Below are 17,587 nucleotides of genomic sequence, written 5' to 3'. Positions count from 1 at the left end.
AACGTAACTCCTCATCAAAGAAGAATGGTAAAAAGAATATTTAAAAACTAATTATCCACAGTATTAAAATATGCCACTGAAAGTACCCGGACAGCAAGATAATTAAGCATGAAAATTATTTGCATGAAGCTAGAGTTTGTTGGCAATTGATTCTAATTCTCTACGTCCTGCGCGTTACGAGCAAGATCTCAACGACGTGAATCTATTTGAACCAAGATTCGGTTCATGCAAAGTTGGATGTGGCGTATAAAGCACCACACGTAATCAATGTTAACCAATTGCCAACAGACCCTAGAGAAAATTTTCTTCAGTTCACTAAGGTGCAGCTGCATTCGAATTATACTCAGGCTTTAATATAAAAGAAAGTTATCCACAAAAAAAGTATGGACTTTAAAAAGTCTATACTTTTTAGTTTCTGTATTTTAGAACAAACAATCCATCGGCAGTTACCAATTCCAATATGCTATATCCACCATTTCTTTCAATTATTTTAATGGAGTTAAGTGTCCATCTAAACAGCAGCATATGAGTACTTTCATAACGTATCTTAAAAATAATCAATAATTATATATTTTAAGCGTCAAAGTAAATTCACCCATAGGATAATAGATGTGAACAGATCTATGAATAAATGCGATCATAAAGAGAGTATAAGATGATAATAACAATGTGTATAAATCAATTCTAAAAAATACATACAGAAAGATCACAGCAATAAAAAGAGGTTATAAACAGAGTTTATTTTGAAAAAAGTCATTGATTTTTATATGTTTTTAACACTTATTAACAGAAGTTGTTTTCAGTAATAATAACAAAAAATTTTAAAAATAAAGAAATGATTTAGTTATTAGCAAGCAAACAAAATTTCAATACAACCTGATAAATATACAAAAAATAATCAACTGCTAAATTGACAGTAGAAAAAAAGTTCTCTATTATTGCGAGCCTTAGAATTTTATTAACAGGTTCATCATGAAACGCACATTTCAACCCAGTAATTTAAAGCGCAAACGCGATCATGGTTTTCGTCAGCGTATGGCTACTCGTGCAGGTAGATTAGTAATCAAGCGTCGTCGAGCTAAGGGTCGTAAACGTTTGACTGCTTAAGTGTTTGCATTTAAAAAAACACAGCGATTACTAACAAAAATTGATTATAGTCATGTGTTTGAACAAGCGAGTAAAATTGTAACGTCCGAATTTATTATTCTTTATAGAAAAAATAATTTAGGTTATGCAAGACTTGGGCTTGCGTTATCAAAAAAAATGATAGCAAAAGCCCATGATCGGAATCGCATTAAACGGCTGTTAAGAGAAAGCTTTCGATACGAAGAACTACCTGCAGTCGATATAGTTTTTTTAGCAAGACAAGGCGTTGCAAAACAAACAAATGCAAATATAAACGCTAGATTGGGCAAAACATGGAAAAAAATAACCTCACTTTACGAAAAATAATATGTTTTCCCGTTAAATTATATCAATATCTGATTAGTCCTTTGCTAAAACCAAGCTGCCGTTATTACCCGAGTTGTTCACAATATGCTGAAAGTGCTATCATGCAATGCGGTATAACCAAAGGTTTATGGATGGCTCTTAAAAGATTATTGCGTTGCCATCCATGGTCTAAGGGTGGTTATGATCCTGTACTTCCTAACAATGAGAATTTTTGATGGATATACGACGAGTTATTTTATACATGGCGCTCGCGCTAGTAAGTTTATCACTTTGGAATGCTTGGCAAATAGATTATCCTACTAAGCCTGCACAAACAGAAAGTGCCATCAATAAGGAACAAAACGGTGAGCCTTTATTGCCGCAAATGGCTCCATCTAATGCTGTCACAACCTCAATAACACCTACTACAGAAGTAAAAACAAATAACGCATCAATCATTCACGTTAAAACTGACGTTTTAAATGTGGCCATAGACTTACAGCAAGGTGATATTGTTTCAAGCCAATTGCTTGCTTATCCTCAAAGTATTGAAGAAAAAAATAAACCTTTTCTTCTTTTACAAAATCAATCCAGTGAACGTTATATTGCAAGTAGTAATCTTTTTGTAGCTTCAGGACAAAATGTTCAAGCACTGAATTTTAATTTTACATCACCACAACAACAGTACGAATTAGACCCTAATCAAAAGCAACTTGTTGTAACCCTTAATGGAAAAAATGAAGATGGACTTGATGTAAAAAAAGAATTTATGTTTACCAAGGGAAGCTATCTTATTGATGTAGATTACAAAATAGCCAATCAAGGAAATCATGAATGGGTTGGGTATATGAATACCCAATTGATACGCAGTTCTCCAAAAGAAGATAAATCAAGTGTATTTCATGTAGGATCCTACACTGGTGCTTCTTATTCTGAGCCAGGAAAACATCGTTATCAAAAAGTAAGCTTTAGCGATATGAATAAAGGTAACTTAGATGTAGACAGCAAAGGCGGCTGGGTCGCTATGCAACAACATTATTTTTTAAGTGCCTGGATTCCTAATGCTAATTCAACCAATAAATTTTATACTCGCTCGGTTAATAATGATTACACTATAGGAGCGGTAAGTCAGCCAATTACTCTTCAACCTAACCAAGAAAAGACAATAGGTTCTAAGCTTTATGTAGGTCCAGAGATCACAAGTGTCCTAAAAAGTATTGCTCCGTCGCTTGATCTCACAGTTGACTATGGAATTTTATGGTTCTTATCTTCATTACTTTTCTCTTTGATGAAAGTGATTAACAATGTTGTGGGTAACTGGGGTTGGTCCATTGTCTTAGTAACTGTTTTGATTAAACTGGCGTTTTATCGTTTATCCGCAGCGAGTTATAAATCAATGGCAGGGATGCGTAAGTTACAACCCAAATTGCAAGCGTTACGTGAACGCTATGGGGATGATAAAGCAAAAATCAGTCAAGCTACTATGGAATTATATAAGCAGGAAAAAGTTAATCCATTAGGTGGTTGTTTGCCTATTGTAATCCAAATTCCTGTTTTCATTGCTCTTTATTGGGTTTTATTAGAGAGTGTTGAGTTAAGACAGGCACCCTTTATTCTCTGGATTAAAGATTTATCAGATGCTGACCCCTATCATGTGCTGCCATTGATTATGGGAGCAACTATGTTGATTCAACAAAAACTAAATCCTGCACCACCTGATCCGATGCAGGCGAAGGTAATGATGTTTTTACCTGTACTATTCACCGGATTGTTTTGGGGGTTTCCTGCTGGTTTAGTATTATACTGGATTGTAAATAACACTTTATCCATATTGCAACAATGGTATATTACACGTAAATTTTCTGATGAAAAACCGGTTAAAAAACTTGCCGTTGTTAAATAAATGTTCACAGAAACCATTGTAGCTATAGCTACCCCATCAGGAAGAGGTGGGGTAGGTATTCTTAGATTATCAGGACCTCAAGCATATTCTATTGCAGTTTCCTTAAATGGTAATAAGGCCTTACAACCTCGATTAGCTACTTTTTGTTCCTTTTATGCATGTTCCCACACTGAGGAAGAAGAGTTTCTTGAGTCAGTAATTGATCAAGGAATAATGATTTATTTTAAACAACCACATTCATTCACTGGGGAAGATGTAGTTGAAATTCAAGCACATGGTTCTCCTATTGTTCTGGATATGTTAACTAAAGAATGCATCCATTTGGGGGCTCGTTTAGCACGACCTGGAGAATTTTCTGAACGTGCCTTTTTAAATGATAAAATTGATTTGACCCAAGCAGAAGCCATAGCTGATTTAATTCAAGCCAGTTCACAAACAGCGGCAAGAATGGCATTTAAATCATTGCAGGGAGAGTTTTCTTCTAAAATTACTCAGTTAAATGAGCAGATCATACATCTACGTTTGTATGTTGAAGCCGCAATTGATTTTCCAGAAGAAGAAATTGATTTTCTTAATGATGGTAAAGTTGCTCAATTGTTACAAAACATATTAGCCCAATTAGATGCCATACGTTCTCAGGCGAATCAAGGCGTTATTTTACGCGAGGGATTATCTGTCGTTATTGCTGGAAGACCTAATGCAGGTAAGTCAACTTTAATTAATTGCTTAGCAGGGCGAGATGTAGCCATCGTTACTGAAATCGCAGGAACTACTCGCGATGTAATGCGAGAACACATTTTATTGGATGATATTCCTTTACACATAATTGATACCGCTGGCTTACGAGAGTCTGAAGATTTAGTGGAGAAAGAAGGAATCAAACGAGCTTGGCAAGAATTAAAAAAAGCGGATTGTGTTTTATTAGTTGTTGACATTAATGATTTAGAACATCATTACGATTTAACCCAAGAAATTCGAACTGCTTTACCGGAAGAAGTTCCTATTATTACTTTATTTAATAAAATTGACACATTAGGTCGCTGTGCACAAGTGCAAAATCATTCAGTATACCTCTGTGCAAAGTCTGGTGAAGGAATTGATGCCTTAAAACAATTGATCAAACAAGTTGTAGGTTATCAACCTAATGAAGGACAATTTCTTGCAAGAAGACGCCATCTTCAAGCATTAGATAAGGCAAAAAATATACTTCTTATGGGACAACAACAATTGGCAGAACATCGAGCTGGAGAATTACTTGCAGAAGATTTGCGTCTTGCTCATCAAACGTTATGCGAAATAACGGGTGAATTCAGTTCTGATGATTTATTAGGGCGTATTTTTTCAAGCTTTTGTATTGGTAAATAAATCATCATATTAAGGGCTCAAGCGCTAAGCCAAAATCATTCATTCATATACCTAATTAATGAGATAAACGGTTACATGGTCATATTTTGAGTGCAATGACAAAACATCCCATGAATACTTACTGCACATGTGTTTCTTGCACTGATTATTTTTATATCCTCTTCTGTTTCTTTAAATATAGATCATATGATGAGCTAGTGGTGTATATATTTTTTGAAAACATTGTGTAATAAAAACATACATAAATATCTTGTCAAAATCAAAATCAAATGATAACGTACGATACTTACTGTATATTTTTTGTGAGGTTTAGAGTGGTTTATTCAAAGCAAAATATGGCCTTTAAAAGCGATAAAAACCAGTTTTTTCTACAACTTCCTAAAACCGATATGGTAATCAATAAAATTGAAAAGGTAGAAAACCGAGCAAATCATATAGGTTATACCTTTTTGTTGCAAAACCAAAAGACACTGGAAGCTGAGTTTGCGCATACTTTTGCCGTTTTGCAAAAGCAAAAAGATAAAAATAATGAAGCCTTTTGGTTATATTGTTATTATTGTGCCACTTTATTGGAAAATTTTTATAAAGCCTATTCACAACAAAGCAAAGAGACAGAATACAAAAATTTAAGGCTAAAGATTAAAAGTCGTTTATTAAATATTAAAGAGAATGTAGCTTCCGAAGAAGCTTTTATTGAGTCTTTAAAAGAAAGCTATCTGAAAGGTTTCCGCAATTTAATGTCTTCACCATTTCATATATCACAAATTCGTGATTATGTAGCGTTCTCTAATTTATGTCGTGTGTACTGGGTTTTTTGTCGACTCACTTTAACAACAGGCCTTACGTTAGCAAAAGATCTGCAACTTATTGACAAATTGGATGCCGTTTTAGGCACCCACACAGATGTGGATAAAATAATCTCAGTCATTCAAGCACCAAATGGCGTGCTTAATTATTTGAGTGTTGGTTTTTTCCTCATGCGCTTTATGATCGATGCAGGTCTATTGATTAGACATACTTTTTTTCCAACTGACGAAGAAAAAAAGGATAAAACAACAGCGCTTGAGCGTTTTAAATATGAACTCTATAAACGGCATTGTAATTTTGCAAATGACTTAGTGTGGGCAACTGTTAATTTCTTGACTAATTTTAATCACATTACTCATATCCCAGGCCCTGTTGCAGGAGCAATTACCGCAGTCTTTTTAGGATTTGATGTCTGTATGACTTTATATAAATGTCAGCTGGCAAAACAAGAATATCTCATTAAGAAAGCGCAGTATGAGCAGGAAATCGAAGAGTACAATAAACGTTTAATGCAACTTAAAGATGTTGCAGAAATTAAAAATGCAGCAGCGCATATAGCTATGTTACAGGCTCAATTAAAAGAATTGGAAATCGATTGGCGAACCAAACAAGGAACTTTTTATTTTGTTGCAGCAGCAGCAGCTTTATTAATGCTTGGATTTACAGCTTCTTTGTTATTTACTCCTCCTGGTATTATTGTTGCGAGTTTTTTTGTATGTACCCTGGCTACAGCAATGTATCTTTCTGCAGGTGCTTATTCAAATTTCCAAGAGAAAAGTTTGCGATTGGAGCAAGCACAACTTGCAGGAAAAGATCTTGAGGTGGCGTTTAAGGAGTATCAAGCTGCACGTAATGACTTTATATTTACTATGGTGAAAAATACAGTAATGCCTGCGCTCTTGATTACTACTTTTGCTATATGCTGGCCTGCAGCAATTGCATTAACAGCAATGTATGTAGGCTATGAAATTTATCATGCTTATGATCAACACAAGAGTAAAAAAGAAGCTACACAGCTTGCTTTAGCTGCCCCTTCTGAAGAGAAAATAACTGAGGGTAGTTATTGTTGTTCTTAAAGCGCTGAATGATTTAAAATAAAACCCTGTCGCTAAGGCCGGTATGAGACTTAGCGGCAGAGCTTTGTGCTTCCTCAGCCCGAACGCTCCAAATGTAGAATAGCCCAAATCCTTTTTTAGTTTCAATTTTGTGAGTATCTCTTAAACATAGCGCGTAATGTATAATCAGGAGGAGTGGCTCCTGATATTTTTTATTATTTATTGATGATAAAATATTCAATTGTGTTTGTTTTGTACTATATGTTAATGAACTTATGTTTGATTTTTGAAATTAAGTTATGGATTAACCACAAATAGATAACCTGAAAATGAGGTTAAATAATGAATAAAAAAAAACGCTCATATGCATACAGCGTCATTGAATTATTTGAATCTCAAGTCAACGCAACTTCAGATTACATTGCTTTAAGTGATAAAAAATCACAATATACCTATTGTGAGTTAAATGAAAAAGTAAATCAGTTTTCTCAATGTTTAAGGAAAAATGGCATAATTAAAGGGGATTGTGTTGCGATTCTTCTTGATCCAAGCACCGATTTTATATTGTGTATTTTAGCAATCGTCAAACTTGGTGCTGTATATGTTCCTATGGATACATTGGCTCCAGTAACTCGATTAAATCATCTGCTTAAGGAGACAAATCCTAGGCTTGTTATAACCAACGATGAATTAAAGCAAAAGCTGCAAGAAATTAGTATACCTCAATATCTTGTGAGGCAACTTCACTTCGAATCAATCAGTTACTCTAAGGAAAATATTGGGGAAATGATCCATCCTGAAGAGCCTCTTTATATGATTTATACTTCGGGATCAACTGGAAAACCTAAAGGAGTCATTATCCCTCACCAGGCTGTAGTAAATTTGGCAGTTGTTGAAAATTATGCCTCCGTGCAGCGTGGCCAAATTGTAGCTCAATGTAACAATTTGGCCTTCGACGCCAGTACTTTCGAAATATGGAGTTCGTTATTAAATGGAGGAAAACTCTGTGTTATTTCAAAAGAGATTCGCGCAAATCCTATGGCGTTAAAAAAAACTCTTGAAGATAATGCAGTGGAATATTTACTCTTACCCACCGCATTGTTTCATCAATTAATCAAATCGGCACCCAAAACCCTGAATCAACCTAAAACCATCCTTTTTGGTGGAGAGCAAATAAATCCTGCTCTTTTAAGACAATTTATAGTACATCGCAATAAAATAAACAAACCAGTGACTTTGATTAATGGATATGGACCATCAGAAGGCACTACATTTGCTTGTCGTCATATTATTAATGAAGAATTACTTACAAGCGATGAACATCTGTCTGCGATTGGAGTTCCTTTTAAAAATACTCAAACTTATGTTCTTGATGAGCAGATGAATGAAGTAGATGAAGGTGAGTTGTATTTAAGTGGCATTCATTTGGCTTTGGGTTATCACCGTAGTGAAGACATAACTATTGAAAAATTTATTAAAAATCCATTTTGTCAAATTGCACCTTTTGAAAGAATGTACAAAACCGGTGACTTAGTAAAGAAACTATCCACAGGTGAACTTTTATATACTGGTAGGGTTGACGATCAAGTAAAGGTCGGTGGTTATCGCATCCATCTTAGCGAGGTAGAGCGAAAACTCATGAAGCATAATGAGGTGAGTCTTGCTGCTGTGGTGGTAGAAATGGGTGGTGGTCTGCATAAAATGCTCACCGCTTATATTGTGTTCTCTTCGCCACATACGAAAATTCATGCAGACGAGCTGCGAGAATTTTTAAGCCAAGAATTGCCAAGCTACATGTTGCCTGCTAAATACGTGATGGTAGATGAGTTACCTTTAACACCTATAGGTAAAATTGATAAGGCAAAGTTAGATCAAATATCCCATACGGATTTATCTTTTCATATCGATAAATCATTAACCAACAAAACCGAAGAAACTTTAAAAGACATTTGGAATCATCTGTTAAATCGTTCTCATATTGAAGTTAATAAAAATTTATTCGATTTAGGAGCTACCTCGCTGTTGATTACCGAAGCATGCACGCTCATTAATCATGCATTACATACCGAGTTGCAAGTCGTCGATCTTTTAGAGCACCCAACCATTCATAAATTAACAAAGTATATCGAAGGGGATATTGATGTTCCTCTCGTACGAGAAATACACTCCACTACTTCCTCGGATATTGCCATTGTTGGTATGAGCTGTCGTTTTCCAGGGGCAAACAATATTGATCAATTTTGGGATAACCTGTGTCAGGGAAAGGATTGTTTAACTCGATTTAATCCTGAAGATTTTGGTGGTTCGTTGCAAAAAACGTCTAATTTTGTACCTGTTAAAGGAATACTTTCAGACATAGATCAATTTGATGCATCATTTTTTAATTTTAGCCCCGTGGATGCGAACATTACCGATCCGCAACAAAGAATTTTTCTAGAATGTGCATGGGAGGCATTAGAGTCTGCTGCTATAGCTCCTAAAAAACAAAAAGTAAAGACGATTAGTGTTTTTGCTGGAATGACAGACAGCACTTATTTACATGAAAATCTATTAAAAAATAATCGATTTTGTCGTGAATATGATTTATTTCACCAACGTATAGCTACCAGTCTCAGTATGCTAAGCACCCAAACTTCATATCGTCTTAATTTAAAAGGAAGAAGTGTGAATGTGAACACAGCCTGTTCTACTGGACTAATTGCGGTGGATCATGCATGTCAGGATTTGATTCTAGGACACAGTGATATTGCTTTAGCAGGTGCTAGTTGCGTTACGGTTCCGCAAATCGATGGATACATCTATCAGCCAGGAAGCATTGTTTCACCTGATGGTTATTGTCGACCTTTTTCTTCTAAAGCAAATGGTACTGTATTTTCAAATGGGGTAGGAGTAGTAGTCCTTAAACGTCTGGAAGATGCTATAAACGATCACAATACTATTTATGCAGTCATTAAATCACGGGGTGTTAACAATGATGGAGTCGATAAATTAGGGTTTACCGCTCCGAGCATGAGTGGACAGATGTCTTGTATTAAAGATGCTTTAAGTCAGGCAAAACTGACTGCGGATCAAATAAGTTTTGTTGAAGCACACGGAACTGCCACCGCGCTAGGTGATGTTATTGAGCTTCATGCATTATCTGCAGTCTATCGTGAACAAACGGAGCTTAGCCATTATTGTGCTTTAGGCTCTGTGAAAGCCAATATAGGACATACAGATGTGGCAGCAGGCATGGCAGGATTAATTAAAACAGCATTGTGTTTGTATCATAAAAAAATTACTCCTATGATTTATTTTGATAAACCTAATCCCGATTTGGGTCTTGAAGAAAGCCCTTTTTATGTGAATGACCAGTTGATGGATTGGGAAAACGTTCATAGAGCGCGTTATGCAGGAGTAAGTTCTTTTGGTGTTGGGGGAACCAATGTTCATATGATTTTAAGTGACTATGATGTGTCTCAACACACTACAGCGCCCTTTTTGCAAACTGAAGAGTTGGTGTTTGTATCAGGAAAAACACAACGCGCTCTTGAAGAACAAATTCAAAAACTCGATCAGTATTTAAGCTCAGATAGATGTAATGATGACATGCTTCGTGATATCGCCTATACCCTGCATAGGGGACGAGATGATTTTAATTGGCGTCGTTTTAGTGTGGGTAAGAACATTGTCGAAATCCAAAAAGGTTTGCAGGAAACTCATTCTGTATATTGTGATGATGAAGTACAGCATAGTATCGTATTGATGTTTAGTGGCCAAGGCACGCAGTATCCTCGAATGGCTATGGAGTTATTTGATACTATTCCTCGTTTTAGGGAATATGTATTACAGGGCATTAAAACAGCAAATCATTATTTAAATTGTGATTTACTTCATCTCATAAAAAATTCAGATACGGATTCATTAGCACCAACACAATTTACTCAACCGGCATTATTTATTATTGAATACGCATTGGCACGATTACTTATGGAGTGCGGGGTTCAACTTGATGTACTTATAGGACATAGTATTGGGGAATATGTGGCAGCCTGTGTTGCTGGTGTTTTTTCCTTTGAAGACGGTATTGCACTTGTATGTGAACGAGGCCTTTTGATGGCTAATGTACCTGCAGGACAGATGTTGTCACTAGAATGTTCGGATGAAGAGTGCCAAGAATATCAATTAGTTTCAGGTGTGAGCTTGGCACTACATAATGCGACACATCAATACGTGCTTGCAGGAAATACTGAAAGCATTGGAGTGCTAGAAAAACACTTGATAAAACACAAAAAACAGTATCACAAATTAAAGGTAAGTCATGCTTTTCACAGTGGCATGATGGAGTGTTTGGAAAAACCATTTAAAGAACTCTTTTCTAATATCACACTCTCACCTCCAACGATACCTATAGTATCGAATGTCACCGGGGATTGGCTTTCTGCTGAAGACGCGATGAGTCCTGATTATTGGTACCGCCACTTACGGTATACAGTTCAGTTTGCTCAAGGAGTTCATCTTCTCTTACAAGATGAGCATCCACTTTTTGTGGAGGTAGGTTTAGGCCAATCTTTATGCGGGTTTGTCAATACTATGTCATCGAAGCATGTCTTTGTAACGTCCACTCTTCCAAGTCATTATAAGCCTGTATCTGATCTGACTCAATTTCTTACTACCCTTGGACAATTGTGGACAAAAGGGGTTCCTGTTCTTTTAGAGCCTTTGCATGAATCTTCGGTGCGAAAGAGTATTGCCTTACCTACTTACGCATTTCAAAGGCAACGCTATTGGATACATCCAGATGAAAGCTCTTTAAAGCTTAATAGACAGACAAAGCTATATAGTCCTGTTTGGACACGTGAGGCTTTGAGTGAAGTGAATCATATCACGCTAGGCGATTACCAATGGGTGATTTTTAAAGACACCAGAGATATAGGGCAACAGCTTATCAACGTTTTGAGTTTCTATAACGTACGACCTATTATTATTGAAGCGGGTGATGCCTTTATTATTCATTCTCAAACCCATTTTACTATTAATCCTGTGCTGAAAGAGCACTATATTGACTGTTTTAAGTGCTTAAGGGAGGCATTAAATCACCCAAAATTTGTTCATTGTTGGTCACTTGATGGAGTTGAAGAAGAAGTACAAGAGGGCACCGCTATTGATGTGTGTTTCGATAAGGGGTTTTATAGTCTCTTGTATGTGATCCAAGCCTATGTTGAGGTCATTGGAGCTCAGACTGAATTGAGCTGTTGTATCATGACGCATGGAACGCAACCTATTTTAGGAACAGAGCGTTTATCTCCCGTTAATGCAACTCTATCGAGTTTTTGTCATGTAGTACCCTTAGAACATCCTTTAATTCGTTGTCTTGTGGTTGATATTATGCGAGAGGTAAAAGGAGTTGATTTAACATCGATACTTGCGGATATCCTCGCCGCGCTCACCATCAGTGAAACCAAGGATATTCTTATTGCATACCGCAATAATTATCGTTGGTTTCCTGCCTACGTAGCCATTGAAAATAATTCCTTAAAATCGCGACTTTCTGATAAGGGCATTTATCTTATCACTGGGGGTTTTGGAGGAATAGGTCTGGCATTAAGTGAGGCGATAGCAAGCCAGGTACATCAACCAGTTCTCATTTTAAGTTCTAGAAAGTCCTATCCCCCCCAAGAACAATGGGCCCAGATTTTAGAGGACAAAAACCATCAAGAATATGACACCATAAGCCAATTAAAATACATCCAAAGCTTAGGTGCTTCAATAAATCTGTATCCTTGTGATGTAACTAATGAACAGGATGTATCTCAATTGTTCCATTGGATTTTTCTAAACTATGGAAAACTAAATGGACTCATTCATGCGGCAGGTATCGCAGGAGAAGGGATTATTCACTTAAAGACTCCTGATAAAGCGCATCAGGTACTCTCCCCTAAAATTTATGGGGCTTATTATCTTGCCAACGCAACTCAAAACCTACCGATACTTGATTTTGTGGTATTGATGTCCTCCATCGCAGCTATAGTGGGAGCGAAAGGCCAGATAGACTATAGCGCTGCTAATGCGAGCCTGGATGTTATGGCGCAATCGAATTTGTTTCATTCAAAATTTACCTTAAGTCTCAATTGGAATACTTGGCGTGATGTGGGTATGAGTGTGTGTTTATCGAAAACTGATGCTTTAAATTTGTTTAATCTGGGCAATGACATCAGTTCTAAAGAAGGCCAATCTTTATTTTTAAACGCATTGTCCACTTCATATAGACATCTTATCATTTCTAATTATGAGCTTGCTCGATACCAAGAACTTTTGGCAAATCCTGTGAATGAGAATGAGGAGGTAAAAAACAGAATATCACGGGAGCATTTGAACATTAAAAATACTTATTTAGAGCCTCAGGACGAATTGGAAAAACAGCTTGCCAAACTTTGGCAGGAGTGTTTACACATAGACTCCATAGGTAGAGAAGATAATTTTTTTGCTTTAGGTGGTCATTCATTAAAGGCGATGACATTGATTGAAAAAATTAATGCGATGTTCGATTGTTCTTTATCGATACAACATATGTACAAAGCACCTACTATCGCTTTATTGCGTCAATTGATTAGCGAAAGTCAGAAACAATCTATTGATATTATTGTGCCTTTAAATGAAATTGATGAGGTAAAACCTAAACTATTCTTTTGTCATCCCGTGAGCGGCTTGGTTTATTGTTTTAATGAAATAGCATCCTTATGGAAATCTGCATCGATTTACGGCATACAAGATCCAAGCATTTCCGTTGGAAAAATGTTGTATGACAGTATTGAGTCTATGGCCAAGCAGTATGTTGATGCGATTTTACAGATTCAACCTAAAGGGCCTTATTATCTTGTTGGTTACTCTTTTGGTGGGACAATGGTTTATGAAATAGCCTACCTTTTACGAAAACAACACCATAAAATAGGTTTATTAGCTTTAATTGAAAGCTGGTCTGTATTTTCACCGAGGCAGCGTGAGGACAGTTATTCTATAGAACACCTTTTCTCAATGGACGATAAAAAAACTAAAGCGCTTGCTGATTTGGCTGCAGAACGGATGCGGTTGTTATTAGAGCATCAACCAACAATGACAAGCCAGGATATGATACTGTTTAAAGCTAAGGAATTGAACGAAGGCTATCAAGAGATTGATGATCCTTATAATGGGTGGGCTAAATTTAATAAAGGAAATATTATGTGTCAGACTATTGATGCGAATCATGACACGATTATGAATGAAGAAAATAGCAAAATGATTGCTGAATTTCTGCAAAAAAACGATTTTTATCAATGAAAGGATACAAATTTTTAATCATGAAAATAACTAATTTATGAGAATAACCCAAGAAGAACTGCCTGTGATGGCTAAAGCCTATGACATTGCCTCATGTTCCTTAATCGTCATTGATCGGTTCATGAATGTAGTTTTGGTTAATCGTTGCGCTAAAAAAATATTAAATATTAAAGCATCTTCTTGGATAGGAAAGCCCTTTCTATCCGTTTGGGAAGAAGCAAGGCTTCCGCCCATTTTAGATAAAAATATGAATCTCATTTGCCCCAAGATCATGATTATTAATAAATATTATCGAGTATGGAGTAAAGTAAGAGTCATTATAGACAATAAAACACATTGGTTTTTACTCGATAAGGATATTTCAGAGGTCGATGATACCTACATCACTTTAGAACATGAAATAGAAAAAATGACGGGACATGTTTTTGAAAAACATCTTCCCGTGAATCAGTATGTGGATGAAATTCGCCATTTTTTGTCGAGCATGATCAATCGAATCCCCTGTTATGTCTATTGGAAAAATAAAGATCTAGAATACGTTGGTTGTAATGAAATGGCTGCTGAGTTTTTTAGCCTAAAATCCTCCGATGATATCATTGGAAAGACTGATTTCGATTTATTTTCAGATAAGGTAATTGCTGAAAGTTATCGTGAAGTCGATAAGGAAATATTACAACATGGAAAACCTGTTTTGAAACTGCCGCAAATTTTGGTGCGCCATAATGGAGAAATCTTTCATACTCTAGTGAGTAAAGTACCTATTACCAGCGAAAATGGCTCTACGATTGGTGTATTAGGTATCACGATTGATATTACCAAGGAAAAGCAAGCAGAAATTGCTAAAACTGAATTCATTGCCAATATGAGCCATGATATCCGTACGCCGCTCACAGGGGTAATTGGTCTTTCTGAGATATTGGAAAAGAATTTAACCAATCCTGTGCATAAGGAAGAGGCGCACTTATTGTATGAAAGTGGCAATCAACTTTTAACGATGCTTAATGAGATATTAGAGGATGTGCGCGCGGGCAGTGCCAATGAAATGGACATCCATGAAGAAACTTTTGAATTACGTCAATGCATTGATGATTTAATAAAACTGGAAGCTCCAACAATTGTAACAAAAAATTTAACCTTCACCTGCACTATTGATTCTAATGTGCCTCAATTTATTGTTAGTGATAGAAAAAAAATCCATCACATTTTATTAAATCTTTTGGGAAACGCAGTAAAATTTACTCAAGCTGGAGGTATTACGCTTACAATCAAGCCATTATCTTTTACTGCTTTTCATACGCTGTTGCATTTTAGTGTTTCAGATACGGGGATTGGCATTCCTGAAATGCAAAAAGATAAAGTGTTCGAGCAATTTTTTCGTGTTAATCCTTCTTATGAAGGAAATCAAATGGGATACGGTCTAGGTCTTCATATTGTTCAATCGTACGTTACTTTATTAGGCGGCCATCTTACTTTAGAAAGTAAGGAAGGAGAGGGAACTACTATTTCTTTTGATTTAAATTGCCGTATTGGATTTAAAGAAAATTTAATACCCAACGAAAAAAGCAATGAGTCGTATGTGAACCAAATTGATGGGAGTTCTCTTCACGTGTTATTAGTCGAAGACAACCCTATTGCTTTAAAAGTTTTAGAATCATTTGTTGCTAGTGAAGGATATCGATTCACCTCAGCTATGGATGCTAATGAGGCTTTGGAATGCATTAAATCCACTCGTTTCGATCTCATTATTACGGATATTGGTCTTTCGGAAATATCCGGAATCGAATTAGTAAGACACATTCGGCATTGGGAAAAAATAAATAATGTTCCTGCGGTTGCCATTGTGGGTTTAACAGGCCATGCACTAGAAACAGCGCGAGTTGAATGTATTCATGCAGGAATGAATGAGGTATTTAGAAAGCCCATCAATATTCAGATGCTAAAAGAGATGGTGAAGCAGTGTCATTTGGATAAGCAAGTATCTAGCGTGATTACGGTAAACCAAAGTTCACAACCCTCTATTTCCGTTCCTGTATCTGAAGAATTACTCTCCTTAGATTCAGTTTCTCTTTTTGATACGCAAGAAGGAATGAAATACATTAATGACGTCTCATTATTGTTTCAGTTATTGAAAGAATTTACTTCCCCAACCATACAACAAGACATCCAAAACATGAAGAAGGCTTACCTGGAGCAGGATTGGAGTCAAATTGATCACTTGACGCATAAAATAAAAGGAGGGGTTGCCTGTATAGGAACTAGACGTATGTTTTTAGCCTGTCAATATCTAGAACAATACTCGAAAGCGGGAAATCAATCGATGCGGGATAAACTTTATCATCAGGTAATTGAAGTGAATCAGCAAACGGTTGAAGAAGTCACTCGATGGTTAAATAAGTATACGAACATAGTAGTTAAATAATACTGCGTTCCAGAGTCTCTCGACAATTCAGTTCCCGACGACGAATAGTCTTGTTCTAAGATCTAAGCGATACATTTAAATTCTCCCTTTCTCTAAGAATTACTCGGAATGGGAGTAATTTTTTCTCTCTACCTTTTAGGTTTGCGGTATAACTTCCACTGACAAATATTAATTCATTTTGATGAGCTCTAAAATAGAAATCAGTATTCAATTTATTGAAAATAATAAAATATTAAAATGGTTGATATGACACATAAAATTAATTGATTGGTTATTTTTCAAGATAAATGATTTTATATTAACCACTTGTTGGTGAAAAGAAAGTCTTAAATACCAACATTAAGAAATGATAAAGGAATACTCAGTATCCTTAGCCTCAAACTATTAAATAATTTGTATAAGATTTGGAGTAAAATATGCCAATTCACGACTCAAAACAAAACAAAAACATAAATAAAGTTACATCACCGCCAGCATTAGGTTCACCAGTTATTCAGGAGATATATCCCCAAGAGCTTATATTGGAGATACCAAAACCGAAAGAATCTTTTATCAAAAAACATAAAAGAGCGATCATGGCTATAAGTGCTGCTGTGTTGGCTACTGCTGTTTTAGGCGTAGTTGCCTTTTTTGCTTGGCCTGCTGTTGCATCTGCTGTTCTGGGTTTCGGGGTCTATGGCCTTACTCTAGGGGCTCTAGCTGGCGCCAATTTAATAGCCCAAGTTGGCTTAGTTGCTGCTGTATTCGCAGTTGGCGGTTTTATTGCTGGTGGAGGACTCTTTACTGCTGGTTCTAATATAATAAATAGTATAATAAAAGCATGGGAACCCATATATAAATCGCCAGGTAATCCACAAGCCAATCCAATACCTCAACCCGATCTTTCCCCGCAATCTTTAAAGAGTATCGCGGAAACTTTGTCTCAACATAAGGGTGATATCAAAAATCCTTCGCCATTAAGTTCGGTTGCTCCTGCAACAGATTCGGGTGATTTTTTAGCACAAGTGCAACAAAAGAAAGAGAAAATAAAGAGATGGAGTGAAATGAATAAACAGTTAATAAATGATCATTCCTTGAGCGACAATGAATATAAGGAGCTGGAAGTCCGAGCGAACAAACTTGGAGAAGATATTCTATCAAATCGACTAAATCAGGTGAGTCAAAATAATCAAGAAAGTAATCAACAGACAGAAGAGCAACACTCCTCTGGCCTCTCTAATAAATTTAAAGAAGAATATCGTAGAACCATTTTTCCTGATGATAGTTCAACTATTAAGGCGAGATTTGGATTAGAAGCTAATTAAATAA

9 protein-coding genes are annotated in these 17,587 nt (G+C 36.2%); all 9 read left to right on the top strand.

What is annotated here, in order from left to right; all coding sequences use genetic code 11:
* Positions 1-972 precede the first annotated feature (972 nt).
* Positions 973-1,107 carry a 50S ribosomal protein L34 gene (gene rpmH / locus DYH34_RS17565; protein ID WP_003633859.1) on the top strand — a complete coding sequence of 45 codons (135 nt, stop codon included), beginning with the start codon at positions 973-975 and terminating at the stop codon, positions 1,105-1,107.
* Positions 1,108-1,452: a ribonuclease P protein component gene (gene rnpA, locus DYH34_RS17560; protein ID WP_058464231.1), complete on the top strand. Its 345-nt coding sequence runs from the start codon at positions 1,108-1,110 to the stop codon at positions 1,450-1,452.
* Positions 1,419-1,667 carry a membrane protein insertion efficiency factor YidD gene (gene yidD, locus DYH34_RS17555; RefSeq protein WP_058464232.1) on the top strand — a complete coding sequence of 83 codons (249 nt, stop codon included), beginning with the start codon at positions 1,419-1,421 and terminating at the stop codon, positions 1,665-1,667. The genes rnpA and yidD overlap by 34 nt, the downstream gene beginning before the upstream one ends.
* The gene (gene yidC / locus DYH34_RS17550) at positions 1,667-3,334 is read left to right on the top strand and encodes a membrane protein insertase YidC (protein WP_058464233.1); all 1,668 of its coding nucleotides are present in this window, start codon (positions 1,667-1,669) and stop codon (positions 3,332-3,334) included. Before yidD ends, yidC begins: the two co-directional genes overlap by 1 nt.
* On the top strand, positions 3,335-4,699 hold the full coding sequence (gene mnmE / locus DYH34_RS17545) for a tRNA uridine-5-carboxymethylaminomethyl(34) synthesis GTPase MnmE (protein ID WP_058464234.1): 1,365 nt from the start codon (positions 3,335-3,337) through the stop codon (positions 4,697-4,699). It abuts the gene before it with no gap.
* 314 nt (positions 4,700-5,013) lie between these two features.
* Positions 5,014-6,582 carry a hypothetical protein gene (locus DYH34_RS17540; protein WP_058464235.1) on the top strand — a complete coding sequence of 523 codons (1,569 nt, stop codon included), beginning with the start codon at positions 5,014-5,016 and terminating at the stop codon, positions 6,580-6,582.
* 321 nt (positions 6,583-6,903) lie between these two features.
* A complete protein-coding gene (locus DYH34_RS17535; RefSeq protein ID WP_058464236.1) occupies positions 6,904-13,860 on the top strand; it encodes a type I polyketide synthase in 6,957 nt (2,318 codons plus the stop codon).
* A gap of 37 nt (positions 13,861-13,897) precedes the next feature.
* Positions 13,898-16,279 carry a PAS domain-containing sensor histidine kinase gene (locus tag DYH34_RS17530; RefSeq protein ID WP_058464237.1) on the top strand — a complete coding sequence of 794 codons (2,382 nt, stop codon included), beginning with the start codon at positions 13,898-13,900 and terminating at the stop codon, positions 16,277-16,279.
* A 416-nt stretch (positions 16,280-16,695) separates the two neighbouring features.
* Complete coding sequence (locus DYH34_RS17525; RefSeq protein ID WP_058464238.1) at positions 16,696-17,583, top strand: DUF5336 domain-containing protein; 888 nt, start codon at positions 16,696-16,698, stop codon at positions 17,581-17,583.
* The last annotated feature ends 4 nt before the right edge of the window (positions 17,584-17,587 follow it).

This window comes from Legionella cincinnatiensis (assembly GCF_900452415.1).
Classification (GTDB): domain Bacteria; phylum Pseudomonadota; class Gammaproteobacteria; order Legionellales; family Legionellaceae; genus Legionella; species Legionella cincinnatiensis.
The sequence above is the reverse complement of the archived record's forward strand: the minus strand, read 5'-3'. Positions and strand labels throughout refer to the sequence as shown.

Bases quoted from the DNA above. Each gene is read 5' to 3' on its own strand.
- rpmH (WP_003633859.1), top strand. From the start codon at position 973: ATGAAACGCACATTTCAACCCAGTAATTTAAAGCGCAAACGCGATCAT.
- yidD (WP_058464232.1), top strand. From the start codon at position 1,419: ATGGAAAAAAATAACCTCACTTTACGAAAAATAATATGTTTTCCCGTT.
- yidC (WP_058464233.1), top strand. From the start codon at position 1,667: ATGGATATACGACGAGTTATTTTATACATGGCGCTCGCGCTAGTAAGT.
- mnmE (WP_058464234.1), top strand. From the start codon at position 3,335: ATGTTCACAGAAACCATTGTAGCTATAGCTACCCCATCAGGAAGAGGT.
- DYH34_RS17535 (WP_058464236.1), top strand. From the start codon at position 6,904: ATGAATAAAAAAAAACGCTCATATGCATACAGCGTCATTGAATTATTT.
- DYH34_RS17530 (WP_058464237.1), top strand. From the start codon at position 13,898: ATGAGAATAACCCAAGAAGAACTGCCTGTGATGGCTAAAGCCTATGAC.
- DYH34_RS17525 (WP_058464238.1), top strand. From the start codon at position 16,696: ATGCCAATTCACGACTCAAAACAAAACAAAAACATAAATAAAGTTACA.